Here is a 26,971-nt window from a genome sequence, read left to right as displayed (position 1 = left end):
GCAACTTTGCAAATTCGCATTTGCATCGCCGCGCCAGCGGGGGCAGACGGCGCATTCGACACTATCGGAGAGCCGCATGTCTGCCAATATCGCCGAAATGGAACGCCGCCGCGCCGCCGCCGCCATGGGGGGCGGACAGAAGCGCATCGACGCGCAGCATGCCAAGGGCAAGCTGACCGCGCGCGAACGGCTCGACGTGCTGCTAGACGAAGGCTCGTTCGAGGAACTCGACACATATGTCGAGCATGACTGCGTCGATTTCGGGATGCAGGATCAGCGGATTCCGGGCGACGGCGTCGTCACCGGATCGGGGACGATCAATGGCCGCCTTGTTTATGTCTTCAGCCAGGATTTCACCGTTTTCGGCGGCTCGCTGTCGAAGCGTCATGCGGAGAAAATCTGCAAGGTGATGGAAAAGGCGATGCTCGTCGGCGCGCCAGTGATCGGCCTCAACGACAGCGGCGGCGCGCGCATTCAGGAAGGCGTCGCCTCGCTCGGCGGCTATGCCGAGGTGTTTCAGAAAAATGTGCTGGCGTCGGGCGTGGTGCCGCAGATCAGCCTGATCATGGGCCCCTGCGCGGGCGGCGCGGTTTACAGCCCGGCGATGACCGACTTTATTTTCATGGTCAAAGACAGCAGTTATATGTTCGTCACCGGCCCCGATGTTGTCAAAACGGTGACGAATGAAGTGGTGACGCAGGAAGAGCTCGGCGGCGCGATCACCCACACGACCAAAAGCTCGGTCGCCGATGTGGCGTTCGAAAATGACATTGAGGCGCTGCTCGCGGCGCGCGATTTCTTTGATTATTTGCCGGAAAATAACCGCAGCGGGGTGCCCGAGCGGCCGACTGCCGACCCCTATGACCGGATCGAGGAAAGCCTCGACACGTTGATCCCGCCCAACGCGAACCAGCCCTATGACATGCACGAGCTTATCCGCAAAACGGTCGACGAGGGCGATTTCTTCGAGGTGCAGCCGGCGCACGCCGCAAACATCATCTGCGGCTTTGGCCGCATCGAGGGGCGGACCATCGGCATTGTCGCGAACCAGCCGCTGGTGCTCGCGGGCGTGCTCGATATCAATTCGTCGAAGAAGGCGGCGCGCTTCGTCCGTTTCTGCGACGCGTTCGAGATTCCGATCGTCACCTTCGTCGACGTGCCGGGATTTCTGCCGGGCACCGCGCAGGAATATAATGGCATCATCAAGCATGGCGCGAAGCTGCTCTTCGCCTATGCCGAGGCGACGGTGCCCAAGATCACGGTGATCACGCGCAAGGCCTATGGCGGCGCCTATGACGTGATGGCGTCGAAGCATCTGCGCGGCGATCTGAACTATGCCTGGCCGACCGCCGAGATCGCGGTGATGGGCGCGAAGGGCGCGGTCGAGATCATCTTCCGCAGCGACATCGGCGACCCCGAAAAGATCGCCGAACGGACGAAGGAATATGAGGACCGCTTCGCCAACCCCTTCGTCGCGGCGCAGCGGGGGTATATCGACGAGGTGATCTACCCGCACTCGACGCGGCGGCGGATTGCGTTGGGGTTACGGAAACTGCGGAACAAGCAGTTGGAGAACCCGTGGAAGAAGCATGACAATATTCCGCTGTGAGCAGGGAAACGCGCGAGCGCCGGTTGAAGGCAGAGGAGAACTGGCCCGACCTTCGGCGGTTCCTTGAAAGCTATCTGCACGAAGATTGGGACCGTTCTGATGCGAGCCCGGAGGCGGCGATTGATCGAGCGATCGACGATCATCCTCTCGAAATACGGCAGACAATCGTGCGACAATGGTGGGACTGGAACAACGTCGAATCTTCGCAATATGACCCTCGACCGGCGATAAACGATGGACTTGGCGTCCACATCCATTTCGAGAGTCCGGAGGCCGGGCGTCACTTTATGAATATGGTCTATGACAAACTCATCGTGTCGATCCGCAAGGTAGTGGAGCATTGGAAGCCGTGAAACTGGGCCGCCTCAACCATATCGGCATTGCGACGCCGTCGATTGCCGACAGCATCGTCTTTTACCGCGACGTGATGGGCGCGACGCATATTCATGAGCCTTTCGACCTGCCAAGCCAAGGGGTGAAGGTGTGCTTCGTCGATACGCCGACCGACAGCGGCATGAACGGCACGCAGATCGAGTTGATCGAGCCGCTGCCGGGGAACACGTCGATCGCGGGATTCCTCGAGAAGAACCCGGCGGGGGGGCAGCATCATCTTTGTTACGAGGTGCCCGATATCCATACCGCCAAGGCCGAGTTCGAGGCGATGGGCAAGCGGGTGCTCGGCGAGCCGCGCATCGGGGCGCATGGGACGCTGATTTTCTTTCTGCATCCCAAGGATATGGGCGGGGTGCTGACCGAGATTATGGAGACGCCGAGGCGCGCGCATTAATCCCTTCTCCCCTTGTGGGAGAAGGATAGGAAGGCTTGCCGCGATAGCGGCTAGCCGCAGTTGGATGAGGGGTTGCGAGCGAAGCTCGCGCGGTCCTGTGGACCGCATACCCCTCACCCAGCTTCAACTAGGCGGCTGAGCCGCCAAGTTTTCGCAACCCTCTCCCACAAGGGGAGAGGGGAATGAGGTTGAGATACGCATATGACCGACAAACCCACCATCGCCGATTGGCAGGCCGCCGCCGAGAAGGAGGTGAAGGGCCGTGATCTGACCTGGGACACGCCCGAGGGGATAAAGGTCAAGCCGCTCTATACCGCCGAGGATGTGGCCACCGATCCCGGCCTCCCCGGTTTCGCGCCCTTCACGCGCGGGGTGAAGGCGTCGATGTATGCGGGGCGCCCGTGGACGATCCGCCAATATGCGGGCTTTTCGACCGCCGAGGAATCGAACGCTTTTTACCGCCGCAACCTCGCTGCGGGGCAGAAAGGGCTGTCGGTCGCTTTCGATTTGGCGACGCACCGCGGCTATGACAGCGACCATCCGCGCGTCGTCGGCGACGTCGGCAAGGCGGGGGTCGCGATCGACAGCGTCGAGGATATGAAGATCCTGTTCGACGGCATCCCGCTCGACAAAATGTCGGTCAGCATGACGATGAACGGCGCGGTGATCCCGATCCTCGCCTTTTTCATCGTCGCGGGCGAGGAGCAGGGGGTCGAACGCGCGGCGCTCGACGGGACCATCCAGAACGACATTCTGAAGGAGTTCATGGTCCGCAACACCTATATCTATCCGCCCGAACCCTCGATGCGGATCATCAGCGATATTTTCGGCTACACGTCGCGCGAGATGCCCAAGTTCAACAGCATCTCGATCTCCGGCTATCACATGCAGGAGGCGGGGGCGACGCAGGTGCAGGAGCTGGCCTTCACCATCGCCGACGGCATCGAATATGTGAAATATGGCGTCGCATCGGGGCTCGATATCGACAAGTTCGCGGGGCGCCTGTCCTTCTTTTTCGCGATCGGCATGAATTTCTTCATGGAGGCGGCAAAGCTGCGCGCGGCGCGCGTTTTGTGGCACCGTGCGATGACCAAGCTCGGGGCGCAATCCGAACGCTCGAAAATGCTGCGCACCCATTGCCAGACGAGCGGCGTCTCACTCACCGAGCAGGACCCCTATAATAATGTCATCCGCACGACGATCGAGGCGATGGCGGCGATGCTCGGCGGGACGCAGAGCCTCCATACCAATGCGCTCGACGAGGCGATTGCGCTGCCGACCGATTTTTCGGCGCGGATCGCGCGCAACACGCAGATCATCCTGCAGGAGGAAACGGGGATGACCAATGTGGTCGATCCCCTGGGCGGCTCCTATTATGTCGAAGCGCTGACGCAGGAACTGGTCGACAAGGCGCAGGCGATCATCGACCGCGTCGAGGCCGAGGGCGGCATGGCAAAGGCGGTCGCGGCGGGCTGGCCCAAGGCGATGATCGAGGAGGCCGCGGCGGCACGGCAGGCGCGCGTCGACCGCGGCGACGATGTGATCGTCGGCGTCAACAAATATCGGCTGAAAGACGAAGACCTGCTCGAAACGCTGGAGGTCGACAATACGAAGGTGCGCGAGGCGCAGGTCGCACGGATCAACAAGATGAAGGCGAGCCGCGATGAGGCGGCGTGCCAGGCCGCGCTGAAGGCGCTGCGCGATGCCGCCGCCGCGCCGCAGTCGATCGAGACCAATCTTCTTGCCCATGCGGTCAACGCAGCGCGCGCGCGCGCGACGCTGGGCGAAATCTCTTCGGCGATGGAGGATGCCTTCGGTCGCTATGCGACCGTGCCGACGCCGGTAAAGGGCGTCTATGCCGCACCCTATAAGGAGGACGATCGTTGGGCGCAGGTCGTCGACGGGGTGAAGGCGGTCGAGCGGCGACTGGGGCGCAGGCCGAAACTGCTCGTCGCCAAGATGGGACAGGACGGCCACGACCGCGGCGCCAATGTCATTGCTTCGGCCTTTGGCGACATGGGTTTCGATGTCGTGTCGGGGCCGCTGTTCCAGACGCCCGAGGAAACCGTGGTGCTGGCGCTGGAAAATGGGGTCGATGCGGTCGGTGCGTCTAGTCTCGCCGCCGGACACAAGACGCTGATCCCCGAACTGATCAAGGGGCTGAAGGAAGCGGGACGCGGCGACATCAAGGTGATCGCGGGCGGCGTGATCCCGCCGCAGGATTATGATTATCTGCGCGACGCGGGCGTGCAGGGCATTTATGGGCCGGGATCGAATGTTGTCGAATGCGCGGCCGACGTGCTGCGCCTGCTTGGACATAATATGCCGCCGATTGGAGAAGCTGCGTGAATTACAATACCGACCGTGCCCCTGCGAAGGCAGGGGCCCATCATCGGGTCTCGCAAAATGGCGCGGCGTTTGCCGCACGCGCAGGAGATGGGCCCCTGCCTGCGCAGGGGCACGCCGACGAGTGCCGGCGTGACTGGGCGCGCGAGGAAATCGCTGCGCTGTTCGACCTGCCGTTCGACGAGCTGATGTGGGAGGCGCAGGGCGTCCATCGCCGCCATCATGCGCGTGGTGAGGTGCAGCTCTGCACCTTGCTCAGCATCAAGACCGGCGGCTGCGTCGAGGATTGCGGCTATTGCTCGCAGTCGAAGAGCGCCGACAGCGGTTTGAAGGCCACCAAGCTGATGGACGTGCGCGCGGTGCTGCAATCGGCGGCGCAGGCGAAGGATGCGGGGTCGAAGCGTTTCTGCATGGGCGCCGCGTGGCGCAACCCCAAGGACCGCGACATGCCCGCGATCGTCGAGATGATCGAGGGCGTGCGCGCGATGGGCATGGAAACCTGCATGACGCTGGGGATGCTGACCAAGGAGCAGGCGCAGACGCTAGCGGTGGCGGGGCTCGATTATTACAACCATAATATCGACACGAGCCCGGAAAATTACGGCAATATCATCTCGACGCGGACCTTCCAGGATCGGCTCGATACGCTGGAGGAAGTGCGGAGCGCGGGGATCAACGTGTGCAGCGGCGGGATCGTCGGCATGGGCGAGACGCGCGAGGACCGCGTCGGCTTCATCCACGCGCTCGCGACGCTCGAACGCCATCCCGAAAGCGTGCCGGTCAACGCGCTGGTGCCGGTGAAGGGCACCGTGCTCGGCGACATGCTGGCCGATACGCCGCTCGCGAAGATCGACGATATCGAATTTGTCCGCACCATCGCGGTCGCGCGCATCACCATGCCGAAGTCGATGGTCCGCCTGTCGGCGGGCCGCGAGAGCATGTCGGAGGCTTGCCAAGCGCTCTGCTTCATGGCGGGCGCGAACAGCATCTTCACCGGCGACAAGCTGCTGACGACGGCCAATGCGGGCGACAATGCCGATGCGGCGCTGTTCGCGAAGCTGGGGCTGCGGCCGATGGAGAGCGAAGAGCCGATGCGAATGGAGGCGGCGGAGTGAAATTGTTCGACGTCCTAGCCAACATTGTCGCAGGATTTGTCATTTGGGTCATGCTGACTGGATTAGTCTATTTTTTCGTAAGTTGGGGCAGCGATGAAGCGCCGGGCAAGGTTCCCTTCTGGCCGTGGAAAGCTGTGATAATCGCCGTCTCAGTGTTGAGTTTTTCGCTTTACGCAAGACGTTATTGGAAGAAGCTGGATCGCTGATGTTCAAGAAAATCCTGATCGCCAACCGCGGTGAAATCGCCTGCCGCGTCATCAAGACCGCACGGCGCATGGGCATCACGACCGTTGCCGTCTATTCCGATGCCGACGCGCGCGCGCCCTTCGTGGCGATGGCCGACGAGACGGTGCATATCGGGCCGTCGCCCGCGTCCGAATCCTATCTGGTCGCCGACAAGATCATCGCGGCGTGCAAGCAAACCGGCGCCGAGGCGGTGCATCCGGGCTATGGCTTCTTGTCCGAACGCACCAGCTTTGCCGAGGCGCTGGCCAAGGAAGGCATCGCCTTTATCGGCCCGCCGGTGGGTGCGATCGCGGCGATGGGCGACAAGATCGAGTCGAAGAAGCTCGCGAAGGAAGCGGGGGTCAATGTCGTCCCCGGCTTCGTCGGCGAGATCCGCGATACCGACCATGCGGTCGAGATCAGCAACGAAATCGGCTATCCGGTGATGATGAAGGCGAGCGCCGGCGGCGGCGGCAAGGGCATGCGGCTCGCCTATAGCGAGCAGGACGTGCGCGAGGGGTTCGAGAGCGTCAAGCGCGAGGGGCTGAACAGCTTCGGCGACGACCGCGTCTTCATCGAGAAGTTTATTCTCAATCCGCGGCATATCGAGATCCAGATCCTCGGCGACCAACACGGCAACATCCTCTACTTGAACGAGCGCGAGTGCAGCATCCAGCGCCGCCACCAGAAGGTGGTTGAGGAAGCGCCGTCGCCTTTCGTCACCGAAAAGATGCGCAAGGCGATGGGCGAGCAGTGCGTCGCGCTCGCGAAGGCGGTTGGATACTACAGCGCGGGGACGGTCGAACTGATCGTGTCGGGCGCCGACCCGACGGGCGAGAGCTTCTATTTCCTCGAAATGAACACGCGGCTGCAGGTCGAGCATCCGGTGACCGAGGCGATCACCGGTATCGACCTGGTCGAACAGATGATCCGCGTCGCCGCGGGCGAAAAGCTTGAGCTGACGCAGGATGACATCAAGATTGACGGCTGGGCGATCTAGAACCGCGTCTATGCCGAAGACCCCTATCGCGGCTTCCTGCCGTCAACCGGGCGACTGACGCAATACAAGCCGCCGGTGCCGGGCTGGACCGATGATGGCGCCGAAAATGGCCGCCGCGGCGTCGACGGCGTGCGCGTCGACGATGGCGTTTATGACGGCGGCGAGGTTTCGATCTTCTACGATCCGATGATCGCCAAGCTGGTGACATGGGGCGAAACGCGCGACGCGGCGGCCGATTCGCAGGTCGCGGCGCTTGACCGCTTCGAGATCGAGGGGCTGGGCCACAATATCGACTTCCTGTCGGCGATCATGCAGCACCCGCGCTTCCGCTCGGGCGAGCTGACGACGGGCTTCATCGCCGAAGAATATCCTGAGGGCTTTGCAGGGGCGCCCGCTGCCGACGAGGTAACGCGCGCGCTGGCGGCCATTGCGGGCTTCATGGCGAGCGCCGAGGCCGACCGCGCGCGGCGCGTCGACGGCCAGCTCGGCGAACGGCTCGACCCGCCCGCGAAGTGGCAGGTGTCGGTCGGCGGCGCGAGCCACAAGGTCAAGGTTGGGACCAAGCATATCAAGGTCGACGGCGAGGCGATCGACATCGCGCTCGAATATACACCGGGCGACCGGCTGGTTGTCGCCGAGATCGACGCGCGCGAACTGGCGGTGAAGGTCGCCAAGACGCGCACGGGCTGGAGGATGACGACGCGCGGACGCATCCACGACGTGCGCGTGCTGCCTTGGCATGTCGCGCCGCTCGCTTCACATATGATCGAAAAGATCCCTCCCGACCTTTCCAAATTCCTCATCTGTCCGATGCCCGGCCTGCTCGTCGCGCTCCACGTGGGCGAGGGCGATGCGGTTGAGGCCGGCCAGCCGCTCGCGACGGTCGAGGCGATGAAGATGGAAAATATCCTCCGCGCCGAAAAGGCAGGGACGGTGAAAACGGTAAATGCGGCGCAGGGTGACAGCCTGGCGGTCGACGCGGTGATTCTGGAGATGGAATAAGGCCGCGTCCATTTCGTCATTGCGAGCGTAGCGAAGCAATCCAGAGTCGCGTAAACAGCTCTGGATTGCTTCGCTACGCTCGCAATGACGGACCCAATGGATGCATCTCAATCACGATACCAACACGCCCGCTGCCGACCCGATCAGCTTCGACGATTTTCTGAAGGTCGACATCCGCATCGGCACGATCGTCGAGGCGGAGCCTTTCCCCGAAGCGCGCAAGCCCGCGTTCAAGCTCAAGATCGACTTTGGCCCCGCGATCGGCGTGAAGAAAAGCAGCGCGCAGATCGTCGATCGTTACGTCCTTGATGAGCTTCCGGGGCGGCGGGTCGCCGCGGTCGTCAACTTTCCGCCGCGCCAGATCGGCAAATTCATGTCCGAGGTGCTGACGCTGGGCTTTGCCGACGCCGAAGGTGCAGTGATCCTGTTTGCGCCGGATCGGGAAGTGCCGAACGGGTCGCGGCTGTTTTGACGGCATCGGCGGTTCCGGGCAGAGGAGTGCTCTTCACCAAACATTCGTCATTCCCGCGAAAGCGGGAACCCGGAGCGGGCGTCGGCTGACCCATCACCGGGTTCCCGCTTTCGCGGGAATGACAATGAAGGGAAACACGGAACGCCGTTCCTGGACAGCGCCAGAATCGATAGCAGAAATGCCGCTGTTCGCCCGCACTCCGCCGCGCCCGGCCTTGCCAAAGAATCGCTGCCCCACTATTTCCGCGAAACCCATAATGCGGCCCGTCCTTTCGGCGGCAACGTCTCAAAAGATCGTCTCTCCTGACTCCAGTTCCCGCCATTTCCCGCGTCGACCGGCTCAGCATCGGGCCCGGGCGCCGCGCGATTGCCGTCGGGCTCGCCATTCTGATCCCGGCGCTGCTGCTGATGCTGCTGCGCTTTGGCGGGATGAGGCCGCCGCGCGCCGAGGAGCAACCGATCAGCGTCGTCAGCATCGCTGCGCCGCAGGCGGCGGACAGCACCGCCGACGCGAGCCCGCGCACGAGCGAGCAGGCCGTTCTCGAACCGCTGCCGCAGCCGCCGCCGGACGAGCCGGTGCTGCCCGATCCAGCGGCACCGGCCATCTCGCCAGTGCCGCCAGCACCGACCCCGCCCCCGTCGCCGCCCGCGCCGGTCCCGCGGATCGGCGTGCGCACGGGCGGGCAGGTTTACGGCCCGCCCAACGCCGGGGGATCATCCTCTGCGTATCGCGATCCCGAACGGGTGGGGACGGCCCCGAACGGCGAGCCGCTCTATGCCGCGGCCTGGTACCGCGAGCCGACCGACGGCGAACTGCGCGGCTATTTGTCCACCGCCGACGGCCCCGGCTGGGGGCTGATCGCCTGCCGCACCGCGCCCGACTATCGCGTCGAGGATTGCGTCGGGCTCGACGAATATCCGAACGGATCGCAGATCGCGCGCGCGACGCTCGCCGCGGCGTGGCAGTTCCGCGTGCGTCCGCCACGGCTGGGCGGAAAGCCGATGGTCGGCGCGTGGGTTCGTATCCGGATCGATTATGGAATGAGGGGGCGTTAGCGCGGCTTGTTCGCGGTCCAGGCGGGGTTCAATCGCCCACGATGGCCACCGCCCGGATCCACCCGGCACTCGCGCGTTCGATCTTGACCGGAAAACAGCTGAAGGTGAAGCCAAAGGCAGGGACGGCCTTCAGGTTCGTGAGTTTCTCGATCTGGTAATAGGGGCGGATACGCCCCGCCTTATGCCCCTCCCAGATGATCGAGGGGTCGCGCGTTTCGGCCCAGCGCCTGGCGGTATGGCTGAACGGCGCGTCCCAGCTCCAGGCGTCGGTGCCGACGACCTGCACGCCGCGTTCGGTCAGATAAAGCGTCGCCTCGGCGCCCATGCCGCAGCCCTGATCGGTGAAATTGTCGGTGCCATAGATGGCGCCCGACTGGACGAGGACGATGTCGAGCGGCTGGAGTTCGTATCCGATCCGCGCGAGTTCGGCCTCGACCTCGGCCGCACTGACGACATGGCCGTGCGGGCGGTCGGAGAAATCGAGCTTCACGCCCGGACGGAAGAAGAGGTCGAGCGGTGCTTCGTCGATCGAGGGCGCGCGCGAGGCGCCGTTGTCGGTGGTCGAGTGATAATGCCAGGGCGCATCCATATGCGTACCATTGTGCGTACTCAGCGACAGCATCTCGACCGCCCAGCCTTCGCCGTCGGGCAAATCCTCCTTCGTGAGGCCGGGAAAGAACATCGCAATCTGTTCCCACGTATTCTCGTGGGTCATGTAGCTGATCTGGGGGCGCATCACCGGCGGGTCGGAAACGACGTCATTGGTGATCGGAATCGATAGGTCGATGAACTTCATGGGTTGCAGCGTGCCACCGAAATGACGCTACGCCAAGAAGGGTTGCGCGGCGGCGGACGCCCGCTAGAGATAGCCAAAGCCCGTTCAGGGTCAGGGAGAGCATATGACCGACGCAGCCGCCGTCGCCGACCATGGCGCGGTTTATCAGCCGACCGCGAAAGATATTCGCATGGTTATCGCCGCTTCGTCGGCTGGCACGGTATTCGAATGGTATGATTTCTTCATCTATGGCACTTTGGCCGCGATCATCGGCAAGGCCTTTTTCCCCAGCGACAATGCGACGCTCGAGATCTTGCTGGTGTGGGCAGGTTTTGCGGTCGGTTTCGGATTCCGGCCGCTGGGCGCGGTCCTGTTCGGCTTTCTCGGCGACCGGCTGGGGCGCAAATATACCTTTCTCGTCACCGTCACCTTGATGGGCATCGCGACCGCGGGCGTGGGCATGATTCCGTCGGCGGCGACGATCGGCATCGCTGCGCCGATCATCGTGATCCTGCTGCGCATCCTGCAAGGACTGGCGCTCGGCGGCGAATATGGCGGCGCTGCCGTCTATGTCGCCGAACATTCGCCGCCCGGAAAGCGCGGCTTTTATACCAGCTTCATCCAGGCGAGCGTCGTCGGCGGTTTCGTGCTCAGCCTGATCGTCGTACTCGGCTGCAAGGCGCTGATGCCCGACGCGGTGTGGGAAAGCTGGGGCTGGCGCGTGCCGTTCCTGCTGTCGCTCATCCTGCTCGGCATTTCGCTCTGGATGCGGCTCAAGCTGTCCGAAAGCCCGGTGTTCCAGGCGATGAAAAGGGAAGGCGAGCTCGCGAAGAACCCGCTGAAGGAAAGCTTTACCTATCCGGGCAATCCGCGGCGTATCTTTATCGCGCTGTTCGGCATCGCTGCGGGTCTGACGGTTATCTGGTATACCGCGATGTTTTCGGGCCTTTCCTTCCTGAAAGGGCCGATGAAGGTCGAGGACACAGCCGCCGAAATCATCGTCGGCACAGCAGCGGCCGTGGGCATGGGCTTTTTCATCTGGGCGGGGCGCCTGTCCGACCGCATCGGGCGCAAGAAGCCGATCGTCTGGGGCTATGGCGCGACGCTGCTGCTTCTCTTTCCGCTCTTCTGGTGGATGGGCAGCGTCGGCAATCCCGCGCTGACCGCCGCAGCTGAAAAAGCGCCGGTCACAGTGACGGGATCGCAGTGCAGCTTTGACCCCTTCGCGCAAAAACAGGCGACCGCGTGCGGGCGAACGCTGGGCGAGCTGACCAGGCTTGGCGTACCCTACACGATTGCCGAGACGGATAGCCGCTTCGACTCCGTGACGATCCGCGTCGGTGATCGCGAGGTTGCCAGCGAAGACCCGGCTTTGCTCCAGCCCGCGCTCGAGGCGATGGGTTATGATTTTGCGAAACAGGTGCCAGGCGTGGGCGGGATCGCGATGATCTTCCTCGCGCTGCTGGGGCTCAGCGCGCTATCGGGCTTTACCTATGGGCCCGTCGCGGCCTTGCTGTCCGAAATGTTCCCGCCGCATGTCCGCTATTCGTCGCTGTCGATCCCCTATCATCTGGGTACCGGCTATTTCGGCGGTTTCCTGCCGCTGATCGCCAGCTTCATCATCGCCAAGACGGGCAATGCCTACGCCGGCCTCTGGTACACATGGGTCGTCGTGCTCGCGGCGTTCCTGATCACGGCCTTCATGCTGAAAGATCCGGTCGAAGAGCAGTGGGAGAGGCCAGGGGAGGGGGCGCCCTCCGCGTCCTGACGCCCCCATTCGCGGGGCCCATTGGCGCGGCCCGCGAAGCCGTATAGGGGCAGGGCGATGATCGAAATTACCCCGCCGCTCCGCCTTCGTCTCGATTCCTCCGCGCTCGTCGCCAATTGGCGCTGGCTCGCCGCGCAGAGCGGCGGCGCCGCGTGCGGGGCGGCGATCAAGGCCGACGGCTATGGCCTGGGCTCGCGCGAGGTCATGCACCGGCTCGCGGTCGCCGGATGCCGCGACTTTTTCGTCGCCACCTGGGCGGAGGCCGCGGCGTTGATGCCGCTGCCGGAAGGCGTCGCACTGTCGGTGCTGCACGGCGTCGGCGAAAGCGACATGGTCGCGGCGCGAACGCTTCCCGCGCGGCCCGTCCTCAACAGCGTCGAACAGGTAGCGCGTTGGCGCGCGACGGGGGAGGGGCGGCCGTGCGACGTGATGGTGGATACCGGCATGAGCCGCCTTGGCCTGCGCATCGACGAAGCGATGGCGGGCGCGCTCGATGGACTGACGATCGAAACCCTGCTCAGCCACCTGGCGTCGGCCGATGAAGACAGCGATCAGAATGCGGTGCAACTGGCGGCTTTCCAGTCGTTGCGTACACACGTTGGGGCGCGGCGCTACAGCCTCGCGAACAGCGCGGGCATCTGTCTTGGCAGCGAATATGCCTTTGATCTGACGCGCCCCGGTATCGCGCTATACGGCGGCACCCCGCGTCACGAGGCGAACGGACATATCCGGCAGGTCGTCTTTCCAGAAGCGCGCGTGCTACAATTGCGCACCGTTCGCGCCGGGGAAAGCGTCGGCTATGGCGCAACGTGGCGCGCGGCGCACGACACGCGCGTTGCGGTGACCAACTTGGGCTATGCCGACGGCTATCTGCGCAGCCACGCCGGATCGGGCGGTGCGACATGGCAGGGCAGGGCCTTGCCGCTGATCGGACGGGTTTCGATGGATCTGACGGCGTTCGATGCGGGCGCGACCGAAGGTCTGGACGAGGGGGACTGGCTGGCGTTCGATTATGATTTGCCGTCGACGTCCGATCGCAGCGGCCTGTCGCAATATGAATTGCTGACGGGGCTAGGCAGGCGGTTTTCGCGGGGGTGGTGCTGAACCGCAACGCTTTTAGCCGCCGCGCATACCCCACGGATCGAAATCCTGCGCCCGAATCCAGCGGGTGCAAATCCATTTTTCACCGCGTGCTATGGGCAGGCCCGCGTGGCGACTGCGCTCATCGACGCGGCCATCGGGCAACGTATTGGCAAATATTATGGCATCGCCCACCGCACCGCGGAATTCGAGACCGGCGGCCGGAAAATGCGTGGCGCCGCCATCATAGCCATCGTTTAGATAGACGATCGCAGTGATCACCCGCTGATTCGCTTCGCCCGGCAAGCAATCGTGATGCAAGCGATATTGCTGGCCGGCTGCATAGCGCAGCACTGTCAACGGCTCTCCTTGTTCGACCCGTGTACCGGTCGCGGCCGCGAGACGCCGGTCGAGCGCATGGACCACCAGATCCTGCTGGATCGGCCCAAGCACAGTGCCGTCGGACGTGCGGATAGGGTGAGGAATCTGACGATGTGTCGCTGGGTCTACAACCACCGAGGGTCGCATCGCCGGCGTAGAGAGCGCCGCGATATGAGCGCACTCGTCGGGGGTGAAGAGGGCGCGCGCCACCGCGATTCTGGGATTGGTGGATAAGACCTCGGACACCGGTGGATGCGCGGCGTCTCCCTTGGCCGTCAATGCCATTGCCGCAATCAGGTCGCGCTGGCGCGCCGCCATCGGACATCCAGCGGCAAGTTGGTCTATCAGAGCGTGTGCTGCACGCCAGTCAGCTGGCGCGCCTGCCCCAAGGGCGACGAAAACGGCATGCGTCAGCGCACCATCACGATGTCCTGCTTCGCCAGCTTTCCCAAACAGCTGGCGCGCGACCGCGAAGCTACGCGGCACGGGATTGCCGTAAACGTGCCATAACGCGAGCTCATAAAGCGCACCTCCATCTCCACCCTTGGCAGCGGCAACGAGCAGGTCGACCGCAGCCTGCGCCTTGCCAGCCTCCAACAGCGCATGGGCACGATCAACAGGGGCCTGCTCGCTCATTGCCGCTGGTTCAGTGCTGGAGTGTCGAAGAACAGCGCGATTTCGTCGCGCTCGTGCTCGCTAAGTTCGGGGCGCCAAATATCGAAGATCAGGACGACGCGGTCCTCGTCGCTGCCGTTCCAGGCTTCGTGTTCGATCGTGTCGTCGAAGATCAGCAGTTTTCCCTCATCCCATTCGCGCACTTCGTTGCCGACGCGAAAGCCGCAATTGGCGGGCACGATCAGCGGGAGATGGCAGATCAGCCGGGCATTGTGCGTACCGGTGTGCGGCGCGATCCGCGCGCCGGCTCGCAGCAGCGAGAACATCACGGTTGGCGAGCTCGCAATGCGCGGCAGCGGTGCCGCCTGAATCGCCTCCCACGTCCGCGGAAAGCGCGCTACGGCATCGTCGAAGACCTCTCCGTTTTCGCAAAGAAACAAAGCGCTCCAGTCGGCGTTATCCAACAGCGGATTAACGTCCGCGCGTGCCTGTTCGGCATGGGCTTGCATATAGGGGCGAAACCCCTCGGCTCCCACTGCAAGCAGCGCACCGATTTCCTGTTGGATCACACCCGTCGCGGCTTCGATCGCGGGGACCCAGTCAAAAGCGCCGGTGTCGAAAAACTGAATCTGCGGAAGTTCGGGGACATAATAGCCCGTCGGTTCCTGCACGAAAATTTTCCGGCGGCCGGCAAGAATATCCAGCGATTGCTGAAAACGGCTACTGCGCTTTTCGGGTGGCAAACCCTGAGCGATCAATTTGGCCTCGCGGCGCTCGACGACGTGCGCCTTGAAAGCCGTAACCCACGCTTCGGCGCGTTGAACCTCGACGCGCAGATCAGCCGGCAGTTCCTGCTTGCCAGCGATAAGGAGCGCGATTTCATACCGTTGCAGGGCGCTGCGTTCGTCACCAGCCTTGGCGCGGCAATCGCCCTTCATGATATGACCGCGTACCGCCTGGGGTTCGAGTTCGAGCAGTTGATCGAGCGCCGCCTCTTCGGCAAGGACGTCTCCTTCCCTGCGGCAGGCGACCGCCAGCAAAAGCCATATCTGGCCATTTGCGCGGCCGCTGCGCGTGATGCTTTCAAAACGCTGGCGGGCGATGGCCGATTGACCGCGCTGGAGCGCGTCGACGCCTTCCTTGACCAATCGTTCCGCCTCTTGGTTGCTCAATTGCAACGGTTTCGTCCTTCTGACCGAAAAAAGGGGCCGGGACATCGTCCCGACCCCCAATCTATTCCGATCGCGTCGCGATTAGAAGCGGGCGCGAGCGCCGGCGTAGAAGTTGCGGCCACGGAAGCTGTAGATTGCGCTACCGGCACCCGTCGCTGTCGAACCAAGCGGAGGCATCCTGTCGAGGACGTTGTCGACGCCGACGTAGAAGTTGAGGTTCGGACCACCCGATTCCTTGGTAACGTCCCATTCGAAGCGGATGTCGTGATAGAATACCGCCGGATAGGTATCGCGGTCGGCATAGTCGAGGTTGCCCCCCGTTTCGTCACCGTTGATGCCGAAGTAATCTTCATAGACGCTGATATACTGCGGGCCGATGTAACGCATACGATAGCCGAAGGTGAACGGACCGGTGCTGAGATCGACGTCCCAACGGAATTCGTTCTTCGGATCACCGAGTTCGCTGAGAATACGGTTTTCGAAGGTCGGATTCGTGGGATCCTGGAAGTTGCTGATCTTCAGATTGTGCGTGTAGATCAGGTTCGTATTCAACGTCAGCTTGTCGCCCAGGTTGGTACGATAAGCGACGTTGACGTCGATGCCCTTGCGTTCGCGGCTGGCATAGTTCAGCGGCGCCGCAATCAGCGAGTTGCCCAGAATGCGACCCGGGATCTCTCCGTTCGGACCTGTGCCCGGACCGCGGAAGCGGGTGAACTGCTGACAGAACACGTTGTTGAGGTCCGCCGCGTCGTAGCAGCTGTTGACGATCTGCTGCGCCGTCAGGGAAGCGATGATACCCTTCACCTTGATGTCGTAATAATCGACCGAAACGTTCAGACCGGGGACAAAGCGCGGCTGAATGACCACACCATAAGTCCAGGAATCCGATTTTTCCGCTTCGAGGTTCGGGTTCGAACCGCTGACGATGGGCAGCGAATAGGTGATGTCCGAGAAGCCGGCAAGCAGCGCTCCCAAGTCAGCCTGGCAGTTCGCCGCACGGTTCGAATTGGTGTTGATACGGCTGGGATCGCACGGATCGGTGAAACCCGGCGCAAAGTTCGGCACCAGCGGAAACGCCGTTTCCGACACGTTCGGAGCACGAACGGCGCGGCTGTAGTTCCCGCGAAAACGGACATCCTCAATTGGTGCCCAGTCAAGACCGGCATTGTACGACCACACCGTGCCCGTGCCGCCTTGGTATTTGGCAACACGACCTGCGCCGCTGACGGTCAGTTCATGCGCGAAGGGCATGTCCGCGAGCAGCGGGAGCTGGATTTCGCCGTACAGTTCTTTCACCTCGAACGGATCAGGGCGGAACGACGGGATCGACACACCGTTGGTGAAGCCGTTGGTTACGAACGGATCCTGTTCATAAAACGCCTTTTCCTCGCGATATTCAGCGCCGAGCGCGAAACGGACCGGCCCACCCGGCAGGTTGAAGAACCCACTGGTGTCACCCGAGACGAAGCCCGACAGAACGAACTGCGACAGGCCCGAGCTGGCGGTAAAGGTGCGAGCGAAATAGTCGATCGACGCACTATTATCGGGCGAACCAAATGGGTTGTAGGGAACGCACGCTGCGATGTCCGCCGCAAGACGGGCGGCATTGTCGGCGGCAGGAGCGGCGAAGCCGACCAGCGGGACCGCCGAAGCAGGATCAAACTGCGAGCGGCACTGAATCTGGCCCGTCACCGGGTTGCGACCCGCATCCATCGCAAGCGCAAACCGCTGACGATCGATAAAGCCGCCAGTCGTCACATCTTCGCGGAACTTGCCATAGTTTGCCGAGATTTCGTAGCTCCAGTCGTCGTTGAACGTGCCGCGCAGGCCACCCACGATGCGCCAGGTATCGCGCTGGAACTTTTCATCGCGCAGGCCGACGTCGATCAAGCTGCGCGCAATGACGAAGCGGTAGCTGCCATCGGCGATCGCGGCAAGGTTGGCTGGCGTCAAATTTCCTGCGGCCGGGCAAGTAACGGTCAACGACGTGTTACAACCCGATGCGACGATAGCATCGGCGAGTGTGGCGCGATCGGCCGGATGCAGGAACGGGTTGTCGAGACGAACGCGCTCGCGGAAGTCGACGGTCCCGCCGGTGCCCTGGACAAACGAGGGGCCTGCATTGTTGCCGAGCGCGTTGACACGGTTCCACTTGGCTTCGACGAACACTTCGGCCGCTTCGCTGAACTCGTAGCGGGACAGCAGGTTGAAGTTGTAACGTTCGGTGAACGGCAGGACCGACAGCCGCTTGCCATCGCGACCGGAGTCACCGTTACCGCCGACGACGCCGCTGTTGATGCCCGTACCGAACCGTGCACCGGTTTGGGGGGTCAGGCGGCCATTGTCCGTGAAGATGTAGGTACAGTTGAACGGCACACCGGCGCTGTTTGTGCCACCATTGTTCGCTGCCGTCGCGTTACCGCACCGGCCAGTTTCGAACGCCGGTGTGGCCGGGTCGTTCGACCGCTGGTTGACCGGCACGAGGCCGTTGTAGTGAATGGTCGAGCTGCGCACGTCGCGGAAGAAAATGCGATCGGGGAAACCGTCGCTGTTGCCCGGAAGGCCGCCAATGTCCGAATCAACGACAAAGAAGCCGTCCTGCGTACGAAACTCCGGAACATCCGACGCAAAAACGCGCGACTGACGGGCATATTCGCCATGCAGCGTGATATTGCCGCGGCCTTCCGAGAAATTTTTGCCGGCCATGGCTGACACATATTGGTTGCCGCCATAACCTTCCTGCGTGATGCCGCCCTGGGCGCGCAGTTGAACGCCTTCATAGTCGCGGCGCAGCACGAAGTTGACGACGCCCGCGATTGCGTCCGAACCGTAAATCGCCGAGTTGCCGCCGGTGACGATGTCAACGCGCTCGATCAGGTCATTCGGGATCGTGTTAACGTCCGGCGAAACGGCGTTGTTCAGGATGTCTGCCGGAACGTGACGACGGCCGTTGACCAGAACCAGCGTCCGCTGTGTTCCGAGACCGCGAAGGTCGAGGAGGTTCAGACCGGCGATGCCGATGCCGAGACCCGGATTTTGCTGGGCAAAGGTGCTGCGTAGCTGGGGAAGCTCGTTCAGCGTGTCGCCGATGTTTGTCTGTCCCTGCTTCAGAAAGCTTTCACCGGCGATAGAGGTGATCGGCACCGTCGAATCAAGGTTGGGACGACGAATGCGCGAGCCGGTGACGATAATCGTGTCCCTTCCGCCGTCATCGGCGACGGTCGTATCGTCGGCCGACGCCACGTCGTCCTGAGCCAAGGCCGGCATAGCGGTGAGCAATGCAAGAGTCAGGGCAGATCCCCGAACCATCAGGCTGGTTTTTTTCATGATGTTTCCCCGGTTACCGTTCAAGAAGAGAGTTGAGAGAACGGATTGGCTATTAGAGAGCCGCAAAAATCCGCGCGCACAACCCTTTGATGTAGATTTTCTTACAGCGGCAAGACTCCAGCTACGCCTGTGTGTCATTTCAGCAACAGATGGGCACCCCGGGGAGGCGACGCGGGTTGGAATTTTGATGCAATGACACGAAATGAACCAGTTCATAGGGGCATAGATACGAGAGAAAGTGATGAATTTTCCGTTTCTGATGAAACTATATTGCGTTGAAGCGGCCATGAGGTCGACACGCAAGCGTTGGCTCGGAGCAAGCGGCAGAGGGCTCGCCGATGACGCAAACCGCACCGCGCAGGCGAATCACTCCCTGCCGACGATGGGCCGTGCTGGACATGTTGCGACGCATCAATATTTGATGCTAATGCCGCAGCTTGTCCGGAACGGCGCCAATGCCACGAAACCGGATGCGCAGGAGCAGAGGCCATCATGGCAAAGTCCAGGGGGACGGCCGACGACGGTGTCGTCACGATCAAGAAATACGCCAACCGGCGGCTCTACGATACCGAACGCAGCTGTTACATCACGCTCGACGACCTTGGAACGATGGTGCGCGACGGGCGCGAGTTCCGCGTCGTCGATGCCAAGAGCGGCGAAGACATAACGCATAATGTCCTGACCCAGATCATCATGGATACCGAAACGCGCGGCGAAACCTTGCTGCCTGTGTCGTTCCTTCGCCAGCTGATCGGCATGTATGGCGACAAGATGCAGGCGATGGTCCCGCAATATCTGGAAGCGTCGATGGCGGCGTTCCGCAAGAACCAGCAGGACGTGCGCGCCGCCTTCGAAGGCGCGCTGGGCGCGAACCCGCTCGCCGAGCTGACGCGGCGCAACATGGAAATGTTCCAGCAGGCGGCAGGGGCCTTCATGCCAGGGGCGGCCGGCGGCAAGGCCAAGGATGCGGAGATCGCAGCGCTCAAGGCCGAAATCGACGAACTCAAGGCCGAGCTCGCGAAGAAGAAATAATGCGGGGCGTATTCCGCTCCCCCAGCACAGAAAACAGGATAGATGATCAAGCATGCGCTCAGCGTAACCCGTCAGGCCGATTTTGCGGCTTGGTATCAGGATGTCATTGCCGAGGCCGATCTGGCGGAGGAATCGGGCGTTCGCGGCTGCATGGTGATCAAGCCGTGGGGCTATGGCATCTGGGAACGTATTCAGACGGTGATGGACGCGGCGATCAAGGATGCCGGGGTTCAGAACGCCTATTTCCCGCTCTTCATTCCCTTGAGCTTCTTTGAAAAGGAAGCAGACCATGTCGATGGTTTCGCAAAGGAAATGGCGGTCGTCACCCACCACCGGCTGATCGCCGATGGCAAGGGCAAGCTGGTTCCCGACCCGGAGGCAAGGCTGGAAGAGCCGCTGATCGTCCGCCCGACATCGGAAACGGTGATCGGATCGGCGATGAGCCGCTGGGTGCAGAGCTGGCGCGACTTGCCGCTGAAGGTCAACCAGTGGGCCAATGTCGTGCGCTGGGAAATGCGCACGCGCATGTTCCTGCGCACCAGCGAGTTTCTGTGGCAGGAGGGGCATACGGCACACGCCGACAAGGACGACGCAATGGCGGAAACGCTGCGCGCGCTCGAAATGTACCGCGCCTTCGCCGAAGAGGTGCTCGCGATGCCCGTGATCGCGGGCGAGAAGCCCGAACATGAGCGGTTCCCCGGCGCGGTCGCAACCTATTCGATCGAAGCGATGATGCAGGACGGCAAGGCCTTGCAGGCGGGAACGTCGCATTATCTGGGTACCGGTTTCGCCGAAGCGGCGAATATCCGTTATCAGGACAAGGATGGCGGTCACAGCCTGTGCCACACGACGAGTTGGGGTACATCGACGCGGATGATCGGGGGCGTCATCATGACGCACGGCGACGATGACGGCCTGCGCTGTCCGCCGCGCATCGCGCCGCACCAGATCGTCATCGTCCCGATGCTGCGCGACAATGAGGAGGATGCCGCCATTCTCGATTATTGCCGCGACCTTGAAACGCGCCTCAAGGCGCTCGACGCCTTCCGCGAGCCCGTCCGGGTGCTGCTCGACACCGGTGCGAACAAGGCGCAGACGAAGCGTTGGGGCTGGGTCAAGAAGGGCACACCGATCATCGTCGAGGTCGGCCCGCGCGACGTCGCGGGCGGCAATGTCGCCGCGATCCGCCGCGACCGGCTGTACAAGGACGACGGCAAGCTCGACACCGCTTTTCTGGGCAAAGCCGATTTCGTCGCGGGCGCGGTTGCGATGCTGGAAGAAATTCAGCGCAACCTCCATTCCGAAGCGCAGGCGCGGCTGCACGCCAGCATCCGGCGTGATGTCACCGATCTGGCGGCTCATTTTTCGGGCGACGACAAATTCGTCGGCTGGGTCGAAGTCCAATGGTCGCGCCCGACCGGTGCCGCGCTCGACAAGATCGTCGAGCAGCTCAAGGCACTCAAGCTGACGATGCGCAACACCCCGCTCGATGCAGCCCCGGCGGACGGCGCCTGCTTCTTCACCGGCGAACCCGCCGTAGAGCGCGTGCTGATCGGGCGGACTTATTAATTGGCGAAGGCACCCAAACGGTCCCAATCGGCAGGTCTTCCGTCACGCGAAGAAATCCTGCGCTTTATCGAGGAAAGCCCCGGCGCCGTCGGCAAGCGCGAGCTGGCAAAGCATTTCACCCTGCGCGGCGCCGACAAGATCGCGCTGAAGGCGCTGCTCAAAGACATGACCGACGAAGGGATCGTCGACATGGCGCCGGGGCGCGCCTTTCATAAGCGCGGCGGCCTGCCGCGGGTCACCGTGTTGCGCGTCGCGGCGGCCGAGGGCGATGCCGTGTGGGCCGTTCCCGACCGATGGGAAGGCAGCGGGCCACCGCCGCGGCTGCGCGTGATGGAAAAGGGACGCCGCAGCGCGCTGGGCGTGGGCGACCGTATCCTGGCGCGCACCGAGGAGCGCGGAAAGGGCCATGTTGCGCACCCGATGAAAAAGCTTCAGGCCGGAGGCGAAAGCATCATCGGCGTGCTCGTTTCCGATACGGGTCCGGGCGGCAAGCCGATGACCTGGCTGCGCCCCGCCGACAAGCGGGCGCGCTTTGACTTCGCGGTCTCCGACATGGGCGATGCCGCGGTCGGCGATCTGGTGCGCGCCGAATTGTCGGGGCGCGGCCCGGCGACCAGGGCGCGCGTGATCGACCGCATCGGCGACCCCTTTGCGCCGCGTTCGCTCAGCATGATCGCGATCGCGAAGCACGAGATACCCCATGTCTTCGGCGACGAGGTAATCGCCGACGCCGAACGCGCTGCGAAACTACCGCTGACGCCCGATGGGCGCGAGGATCTGCGCGATCTTCCCATCCTTGCCATCGATCCCGCCGATGCGCGCGACCATGACGACGCCGTATGGGCAATTCCCGACGAAGATCCGGGCAACAAGGGCGGATGGAAGGCGATCGTGGCGATCGCCGACGTCAGTTTTTATGTCCGCCCCGACGGCGCGCTCGACCGCGAGGCGCGGCGGCGCGGCAACAGCGTCTATTTTCCCGATCAGGTCGTCCCGATGCTTCCCGAAACGCTGTCGGCGGGCGTCTGCTCGCTCAAAGCCGGCGAGGATCGCGCTGCGATGGCATGCCATCTGACGGTCGACAAACATGGGAAGGTGACGTCATGGCGCTTCGCGCGCGCGCTGGTCCGCCTCCGCGTGAACATCGCCTATGAGCGTGCGCAGGCGGCCTATGACGCCGAGATGGCCGACGATGGCTGGGACGACGACGTACTGCCGGCGCTGAAGCATCTCTGGGGCTGCTGGGCGCTGCTCGCCAAGGCACGCGCCGCGCGGGCTCCGCTCGACCTCGACCTCCCCGAACGGCAGGTGATGCTCGACGAGGCGGGCAATATCGCCGAAATCCGCGTGCGCGAACGGCTCGATGCGCACCGGCTGATCGAAGATTATATGATCGCGGCGAATGTCGCGGCGGCGAAGGCGCTCGAGGCAAAGAAATCGCCGGTCATGTACCGCATCCACGAACCGCCGAGCCGCGAGAAACTCGTCAGCCTGAAAGATTATCTGGAGACGTTCGAGCAGAGCTTTGCGCTGGGGCAGGTGATTACCCCTGCGGTATTCAACCGGCTGATCGACGGTTTTTCGGGCGACGACCGCCTGCCCGAAATCATGGAGGCGATCCTGCGCAGCCAGACGCAGGCTTATTACGGCCCCGCCAATTCCGGGCATTTCGGACTCGCGCTCGGCTCCTATGCACATTTCACCTCGCCGATCCGCCGCTACGCCGATTTGATCGTCCACCGCGCGCTGGTCGACAGCAACCGTCTCGAAGTGCCGGGCAAGCCCAAGGGGCTCCCTGCGAAGACAGGGCTGGGCGAGGCCGATGGCAAGGGGCTGTCGCGCATCGGTGAGGCAATCAGCGCACTCGAACGCCGCGCGATGGAGGCCGAACGCGAAACGGTCGACCGCTATGTCGCCGCTTATCTGGCGGGCAAGGTCGGGGAAATCGTCGCCGCGCGCATTACCGGAGTCCAACCGTTCGGCTTTTTCGCAACGGTCGACGGGCTGGGCGGCGACGGGCTGGTGCCGGTATCGACGCTGGGCAGCGAACGCTTTTTCTATGACGAGGCGGCGCGATCGCTCGACAGCGAACATGGCCGGGTCAGCTATACCGTCGGGCAGCGGCTGGAGTTGAGGCTGATGGAAGCGAACCCGGTGAGCGGCGCGCTGCGCTTCGAGCTTCCCGACGCGCCAGAGGGCGGATTTCGGAACCGTCCGCCGCGACGCGACGGGGTGAAAAAGGCGGGCAAGCATATGGTCGGCAAGCGCGGCCGCCCCGGCAATATCCGGCATCAGGGCAAGCGGCGCTGACCTGCACCCGTCATTGCGAGGAGCGAAGCGACGCGGCAATCCAGAGCCTGCGCAGACCGCTCTGGATTGCTTCCCCCGGCTTTCGCCGGGGTCGCAATGACGGGTTTATTCTGCCTCGGCCATTTTCTGGAGCAGCGCCGCGCTTTCCGCATCCGCCGGAAAAAAAGCCTCAATCGCGAGTTCGGACAGCGTGATGTCGACGGGCGTACCGAAGATCGTCACCGTCGAGACGAAGCGGATCTGCCCCATCGGTGTATCGAGGATCAGCGGCACCGCAATGCCGTTGGCCGCGCTGCCGTCTTGTCCGCGCTCAGCGTCGCCATAACCCGCCAGTTCGCTGCGCAGCGCGATCAGCCCGCTATCGGCGCTGGCGTCGATCTGATGGTCGAGCCGTTCGAGCAGGTGCGCGCGCCATTCGTCGAGGTTCGCGATATGGGGCGCCAGCCCGCCCGGATGCAGCGCGACGCGGAGTACATTGACCGGCGGCGCCAGCAGCTCGGGCGCCGCCAGCTGCGTCAAAAGCCCCACGGCTGCGTTCGCGGCGATCATGTTCCAGTGCCGGTCGACCGCCAGCGCGGGATAAGGCTCGTGCCCCTTCAGCACATGTTCGACGATCGCTTTCATGCCCGCCATTTCAGGGCTGTCGAGATCGCGTTCCTGATAATCGGGGGCATATCCCGCCGCAAGCAATAGCGCGTTGCGCGCGCGGTTCGGCACCTCCAGGCAATCGGCGATGCGTTGCAGCATCAGCGCGCTCGGCCGCGACCGGCCCGTTTCAATAAAGCTCAAATGCCGGGTCGAAATCTCGCTGTCCAGCGCGAGGTCCATCTGGCTCATCCGCCGCCGCGCGCGCCATTCGCGAAGCTGCTCGCCCACGGGTGCGAGGGTCATAGATCGTCTCCTTCGTAACGGCAGCTATACGTCGCGCTTCGGCTTTTCCATTACCTTGGGCGTAATCGACGCCATGCGCATTCGGGTTCAATTGAGGCGGGTCGAAAGGAGAATCACCATGTCGATCCGCAATCTCAAGACCATTCTTATCGCCGATGCCTTCACTTGCGCGGGTGTCTTCGCCGCAGGTCTGCTCGCCGCCGAACCCGTCGGCGCACTGCTCGGCCTGCCGGCGCAGGTCGTCGCGATCGGCGGCTGGATATGCCTCGCCGCCGCGCTGTCGATGATCGTCGCCGCTCGGCAGGCGGTGCCCAATCCCGCGTTCGTCAAGCTGATTGCGATCGGCAATCTGGGCTGGGTTGCCGCCAGCTTTGCTGTCATCGCCGCCTTTTCGGCGCAGATGACCGGCCTGGGAATCGCCGTCGTGACCGCGCAGGCGCTCGGCGTCCTTGGCTTTGCTGTGCTCGAATGGAAGGGCGCCGTGGCGCCGCGCGCCGCCGTTACCGTCTGACCAGCGGTCAGCTCAACGCATCGAGCCGCGCGAGGTCGATCCCGCCCGGCACCAGCATCACCGGGCAGGGGAGGGTTCCCGCATCCTGTCCGGTGAAATGCGATACAAGCGGCCCCGGCGCGCCCGACGCCGCGGTCGCGAGCACCAGCGCCGCAATCTCGTCGCTCGCGCCGATCACCTCGCGCACCACCTCGACGGGCTTGCCCGCCTTGACCATGATCTGCGGCGTCACGCCCGCTTCCTGCACGACCGCGTCGGCGGCGGCAGCGACCAGTTCTTCGGCATGTTCGCGCGCTTCGGCCTCGATCGTCGCCTGCACCCCGCCGAACGCCACGAAATCCTGCGGCGCGACGATCGCGAGCACCATGACCCCGCCGCCCGTCCGCGCCGCGCGCCGCGCCGCAAAGCGCAGCGCCAGCGACGCCTCCGGGCTGTCGTCGATCACCACCAGATATGTCCGCATTACCCCCGACCCCCGCTATGCTTTTTGTGCGTGGAGAGTGCGTCACATTCGTATGAAACGCAAGTTGCCGCGCTGGACCTTGACCGGGCCAGTGCGTATGGCGAGGAAGAATCCGTAGCGGCAGGCGCGGCCTGCAAGACTGACAGGGACAAGGACAAAGATGCCGATCGAACTCAAGATGCCCGCGCTTTCGCCGACGATGGAGGAAGGGACGCTCGCCAAATGGCTGGTCAAGGAAGGCAACGAGGTCAAATCGGGCGACCTGCTTGCCGAGATCGAGACCGACAAGGCGACGATGGAGTTCGAGGCGGTCGACGAAGGCACGATCGCGCAGATTCTGGTATCCGAGGGGACCGACAATGTGAAGGTCGGGACGGTGATCGCGGTGATCGCGGGCGAGGGCGAAGATGCCAGCGCGGCGAAGGCTGCGCCGGCGCCCGCCGCGGCGCCCAAGGAAGAAACCAAGGCCGAGGCGCTGAAGGCTGCGGACCCCGCGCCTGCTCCTGCGCCCACCCCGGCACCCGCCGCCGCGCCTGCCGGGTCGGGCGACCGCATCAAGGCGAGCCCGCTCGCCAAGCGCCTCGCGGCCGAGCGCGGCATCGACCTGGCGACGATCACCGGCACCGGCCCCGGCGGCCGCATCGTCAAGGACGACCTCGATGGCGCGCCGACGGGCGCGACTGCACCCGCCGCCGCTTCGGCGCCCGCCGCTGCTGCCCCGGCTTCCGCACCCGCCGCCGCTGGCCCGATCCCCGATTTCGGCATCCCGCACGAAGATGAAAAACTGTCGGGTATGCGCAAGACGATCGCGCGACGCCTCAGCCAGTCGATGCAGGATGCGCCGCACATCTACCTCACCGTCGACATTCGCCTCGACGCGCTTTTGAAGCTGCGCGGCGAGCTTAACGCCAGCCTCGAAAGCCGCGGGATCAAGCTCAGCGTCAACGACATGCTGATCAAGGCGCTCGCGGTCGCGCTGGAGCGCGTGCCCTCGTGCAACGTCAGTTTCGGCGGCGACGTGATGCGCCAGTACAAGCGCGCCGACATTTCGGTCGCGGTCAGCATCCCCGGCGGGCTGATCACCCCGATCATCACCGATGCCGGTTCCAAGTCGATGTCGAAAATCTCGACTGAAATGTCCGAACTCGCGGCGAAGGCGAAGGAAGGCAAGCTCCAGCCACATGAATATCAGGGCGGCACGGCCTCAATCTCGAACATGGGGATGATGGGGATCAAGCAGTTTACTGCGGTGATCAACCCGCCGCAGGCGATGATCATGGCGATCGGCGCGGGCGAGAAGCGACCTTATGTGGTCGACGATGCGCTAGCGATCGCGACGGTCATGTCGGCAACCGGCAGCTTCGATCACCGCGCGATCGACGGCGCCGACGGCGCGCTGTTGATGAAGACCTTCAAGGAACTGGTGGAAAGCCCGCTGGGACTGGTGGCCTGATGAAACCTTCTAC

Annotated in this window: 21 protein-coding genes and 1 pseudogene; 16 read left to right on the top strand and 6 right to left on the bottom strand. The window is 63.5% G+C overall.

The window, feature by feature from the left end; all coding sequences use genetic code 11:
* The first annotated feature begins 76 nt into the window (after nucleotides 1-76).
* The 9 genes and pseudogenes from RIA72_RS09100 (at nucleotide 77) to RIA72_RS09060 (ending at nucleotide 9,611) form a co-directional block, all read left to right on the top strand.
* The gene (locus RIA72_RS09100; RefSeq protein WP_350031865.1) at nucleotides 77-1,609 is read left to right on the top strand and encodes an acyl-CoA carboxylase subunit beta; all 1,533 of its coding nucleotides are present in this window, start codon (nucleotides 77-79) and stop codon (nucleotides 1,607-1,609) included.
* Nucleotides 1,606-1,962: a hypothetical protein gene (locus RIA72_RS09095; RefSeq protein ID WP_350031864.1), complete on the top strand. Its 357-nt coding sequence runs from the start codon at nucleotides 1,606-1,608 to the stop codon at nucleotides 1,960-1,962. The genes RIA72_RS09100 and RIA72_RS09095 overlap by 4 nt, the downstream gene beginning before the upstream one ends.
* Nucleotides 1,959-2,396: a methylmalonyl-CoA epimerase gene (gene mce, locus RIA72_RS09090; RefSeq protein ID WP_350031863.1), complete on the top strand. Its 438-nt coding sequence runs from the start codon at nucleotides 1,959-1,961 to the stop codon at nucleotides 2,394-2,396. The genes RIA72_RS09095 and mce overlap by 4 nt, the downstream gene beginning before the upstream one ends.
* A gap of 201 nt (nucleotides 2,397-2,597) precedes the next feature.
* Nucleotides 2,598-4,745, top strand: coding sequence for a methylmalonyl-CoA mutase (gene scpA / locus RIA72_RS09085; RefSeq protein WP_350031862.1), 2,148 nt, complete (start codon nucleotides 2,598-2,600; stop codon nucleotides 4,743-4,745).
* Nucleotides 4,746-4,840: 95 nt separating this feature from the next.
* Nucleotides 4,841-5,857 carry a biotin synthase BioB gene (gene bioB, locus RIA72_RS09080; RefSeq protein ID WP_350032093.1) on the top strand — a complete coding sequence of 339 codons (1,017 nt, stop codon included), beginning with the start codon at nucleotides 4,841-4,843 and terminating at the stop codon, nucleotides 5,855-5,857.
* Nucleotides 5,854-6,063, top strand: a complete 210-nt coding sequence (locus tag RIA72_RS09075) for a hypothetical protein (RefSeq protein ID WP_350031861.1) — start codon at nucleotides 5,854-5,856, stop codon at nucleotides 6,061-6,063. The genes bioB and RIA72_RS09075 overlap by 4 nt, the downstream gene beginning before the upstream one ends.
* A pseudogene (locus RIA72_RS09070) lies at nucleotides 6,063-8,084 on the top strand (ATP-binding protein). Before RIA72_RS09075 ends, RIA72_RS09070 begins: the two are co-directional and overlap by 1 nt.
* A gap of 100 nt (nucleotides 8,085-8,184) precedes the next feature.
* Nucleotides 8,185-8,556, top strand: a complete 372-nt coding sequence (locus RIA72_RS09065) for a tRNA-binding protein (RefSeq protein ID WP_350031860.1) — start codon at nucleotides 8,185-8,187, stop codon at nucleotides 8,554-8,556.
* Between the two features lie 407 nt (nucleotides 8,557-8,963).
* Nucleotides 8,964-9,611, top strand: a complete 648-nt coding sequence (locus RIA72_RS09060; RefSeq protein WP_350031859.1) for a hypothetical protein — start codon at nucleotides 8,964-8,966, stop codon at nucleotides 9,609-9,611.
* Between the two features lie 28 nt (nucleotides 9,612-9,639).
* Here RIA72_RS09060 and RIA72_RS09055 read toward each other — a convergent pair whose 3' ends face one another.
* Nucleotides 9,640-10,407, bottom strand: a complete 768-nt coding sequence (locus RIA72_RS09055) for a cyclase family protein (RefSeq protein ID WP_350031858.1) — start codon at nucleotides 10,405-10,407, stop codon at nucleotides 9,640-9,642.
* A 103-nt stretch (nucleotides 10,408-10,510) separates the two neighbouring features.
* On the opposite strand from RIA72_RS09055, the gene RIA72_RS09050 reads away from it, so the two are divergent.
* Together RIA72_RS09050 and alr are read left to right on the top strand one after the other, a co-directional pair.
* Complete coding sequence (locus tag RIA72_RS09050) at nucleotides 10,511-12,154, top strand: MFS transporter (protein WP_350031857.1); 1,644 nt, start codon at nucleotides 10,511-10,513, stop codon at nucleotides 12,152-12,154.
* Nucleotides 12,155-12,211: 57 nt separating this feature from the next.
* Nucleotides 12,212-13,258, top strand: coding sequence for an alanine racemase (gene alr, locus RIA72_RS09045; protein WP_350031856.1), 1,047 nt, complete (start codon nucleotides 12,212-12,214; stop codon nucleotides 13,256-13,258).
* A 12-nt stretch (nucleotides 13,259-13,270) separates the two neighbouring features.
* Here alr and RIA72_RS09040 read toward each other — a convergent pair whose 3' ends face one another.
* The 3 genes from RIA72_RS09040 to RIA72_RS09030 form a co-directional block, all read right to left on the bottom strand.
* Nucleotides 13,271-14,251 (bottom strand): 2OG-Fe(II) oxygenase, encoded by a 981-nt coding sequence (locus tag RIA72_RS09040; protein WP_350031855.1) that lies wholly within the window; start codon nucleotides 14,249-14,251, stop codon nucleotides 13,271-13,273.
* Nucleotides 14,248-15,408 carry an aspartyl/asparaginyl beta-hydroxylase domain-containing protein gene (locus RIA72_RS09035; protein WP_350031854.1) on the bottom strand — a complete coding sequence of 387 codons (1,161 nt, stop codon included), beginning with the start codon at nucleotides 15,406-15,408 and terminating at the stop codon, nucleotides 14,248-14,250. Before RIA72_RS09035 ends, RIA72_RS09040 begins: the two co-directional genes overlap by 4 nt.
* Before the next feature lie 75 nt (nucleotides 15,409-15,483).
* Nucleotides 15,484-18,729, bottom strand: a complete 3,246-nt coding sequence (locus RIA72_RS09030; RefSeq protein ID WP_350031853.1) for a TonB-dependent receptor domain-containing protein — start codon at nucleotides 18,727-18,729, stop codon at nucleotides 15,484-15,486.
* A 492-nt stretch (nucleotides 18,730-19,221) separates the two neighbouring features.
* Here RIA72_RS09030 and phaR point away from each other — a divergent pair, with 492 nt between their 5' ends.
* From phaR to RIA72_RS09015, 3 genes are read left to right on the top strand one after another with little or no spacing between them, the layout of a single operon-like run.
* The gene (phaR, locus tag RIA72_RS09025) at nucleotides 19,222-19,761 is read left to right on the top strand and encodes a polyhydroxyalkanoate synthesis repressor PhaR (RefSeq protein ID WP_350031852.1); all 540 of its coding nucleotides are present in this window, start codon (nucleotides 19,222-19,224) and stop codon (nucleotides 19,759-19,761) included.
* Between the two features lie 42 nt (nucleotides 19,762-19,803).
* Nucleotides 19,804-21,330, top strand: a complete 1,527-nt coding sequence (proS, locus tag RIA72_RS09020) for a proline--tRNA ligase (RefSeq protein WP_350031851.1) — start codon at nucleotides 19,804-19,806, stop codon at nucleotides 21,328-21,330.
* Nucleotides 21,331-23,640, top strand: a complete 2,310-nt coding sequence (locus RIA72_RS09015) for a ribonuclease R family protein (protein ID WP_350031850.1) — start codon at nucleotides 21,331-21,333, stop codon at nucleotides 23,638-23,640. It begins immediately after the preceding gene.
* Nucleotides 23,641-23,745: 105 nt separating this feature from the next.
* On the opposite strand, the gene RIA72_RS09010 is transcribed toward RIA72_RS09015, so the two are convergent.
* Nucleotides 23,746-24,531, bottom strand: a complete 786-nt coding sequence (locus RIA72_RS09010; RefSeq protein ID WP_350031849.1) for a helix-turn-helix domain-containing protein — start codon at nucleotides 24,529-24,531, stop codon at nucleotides 23,746-23,748.
* Between the two features lie 118 nt (nucleotides 24,532-24,649).
* Here RIA72_RS09010 and RIA72_RS09005 point away from each other — a divergent pair, with 118 nt between their 5' ends.
* Nucleotides 24,650-25,042, top strand: a complete 393-nt coding sequence (locus RIA72_RS09005) for a hypothetical protein (RefSeq protein WP_350031848.1) — start codon at nucleotides 24,650-24,652, stop codon at nucleotides 25,040-25,042.
* A gap of 7 nt (nucleotides 25,043-25,049) precedes the next feature.
* On the opposite strand, the gene RIA72_RS09000 is transcribed toward RIA72_RS09005, so the two are convergent.
* On the bottom strand, nucleotides 25,050-25,505 hold the full coding sequence (locus RIA72_RS09000; RefSeq protein ID WP_350031847.1) for a universal stress protein: 456 nt from the start codon (nucleotides 25,503-25,505) through the stop codon (nucleotides 25,050-25,052).
* A gap of 160 nt (nucleotides 25,506-25,665) precedes the next feature.
* Between RIA72_RS09000 and RIA72_RS08995 the strand changes: the two genes are divergently transcribed.
* Nucleotides 25,666-26,958 carry a pyruvate dehydrogenase complex dihydrolipoamide acetyltransferase gene (locus RIA72_RS08995; RefSeq protein ID WP_350031846.1) on the top strand — a complete coding sequence of 431 codons (1,293 nt, stop codon included), beginning with the start codon at nucleotides 25,666-25,668 and terminating at the stop codon, nucleotides 26,956-26,958.
* The last annotated feature ends 13 nt before the right edge of the window (nucleotides 26,959-26,971 follow it).

This window comes from Sphingopyxis sp. (assembly GCF_040216815.1).
Classification (GTDB): Bacteria; Pseudomonadota; Alphaproteobacteria; order Sphingomonadales; family Sphingomonadaceae; genus Sphingopyxis.
The sequence above is the reverse complement of the archived record's forward strand: the minus strand, read 5'-3'. Positions and strand labels throughout refer to the sequence as shown.

Excerpts from the sequence above, each read along its gene's own strand:
- alr (WP_350031856.1), top strand. The coding sequence starts at position 12,212 with ATGATCGAAATTACCCCGCCGCTCCGCCTTCGTCTCGATTCCTCCGCG.
- RIA72_RS08995 (WP_350031846.1), top strand. The coding sequence starts at position 25,666 with ATGCCGATCGAACTCAAGATGCCCGCGCTTTCGCCGACGATGGAGGAA.
- RIA72_RS09055 (WP_350031858.1), bottom strand. The coding sequence starts at position 10,407 with ATGAAGTTCATCGACCTATCGATTCCGATCACCAATGACGTCGTTTCC.
- RIA72_RS09030 (WP_350031853.1), bottom strand. The coding sequence starts at position 18,729 with ATGAAAAAAACCAGCCTGATGGTTCGGGGATCTGCCCTGACTCTTGCA.
- RIA72_RS09100 (WP_350031865.1), top strand. The coding sequence starts at position 77 with ATGTCTGCCAATATCGCCGAAATGGAACGCCGCCGCGCCGCCGCCGCC.
- RIA72_RS09005 (WP_350031848.1), top strand. The coding sequence starts at position 24,650 with ATGTCGATCCGCAATCTCAAGACCATTCTTATCGCCGATGCCTTCACT.
- proS (WP_350031851.1), top strand. The coding sequence starts at position 19,804 with ATGATCAAGCATGCGCTCAGCGTAACCCGTCAGGCCGATTTTGCGGCT.
- RIA72_RS09050 (WP_350031857.1), top strand. The coding sequence starts at position 10,511 with ATGACCGACGCAGCCGCCGTCGCCGACCATGGCGCGGTTTATCAGCCG.
- RIA72_RS09000 (WP_350031847.1), bottom strand. The coding sequence starts at position 25,505 with ATGCGGACATATCTGGTGGTGATCGACGACAGCCCGGAGGCGTCGCTG.
- scpA (WP_350031862.1), top strand. The coding sequence starts at position 2,598 with ATGACCGACAAACCCACCATCGCCGATTGGCAGGCCGCCGCCGAGAAG.
- RIA72_RS09065 (WP_350031860.1), top strand. The coding sequence starts at position 8,185 with ATGCATCTCAATCACGATACCAACACGCCCGCTGCCGACCCGATCAGC.
- RIA72_RS09040 (WP_350031855.1), bottom strand. The coding sequence starts at position 14,251 with ATGAGCGAGCAGGCCCCTGTTGATCGTGCCCATGCGCTGTTGGAGGCT.
- phaR (WP_350031852.1), top strand. The coding sequence starts at position 19,222 with ATGGCAAAGTCCAGGGGGACGGCCGACGACGGTGTCGTCACGATCAAG.
- RIA72_RS09060 (WP_350031859.1), top strand. The coding sequence starts at position 8,964 with ATGCTGCTGCGCTTTGGCGGGATGAGGCCGCCGCGCGCCGAGGAGCAA.
- RIA72_RS09010 (WP_350031849.1), bottom strand. The coding sequence starts at position 24,531 with ATGACCCTCGCACCCGTGGGCGAGCAGCTTCGCGAATGGCGCGCGCGG.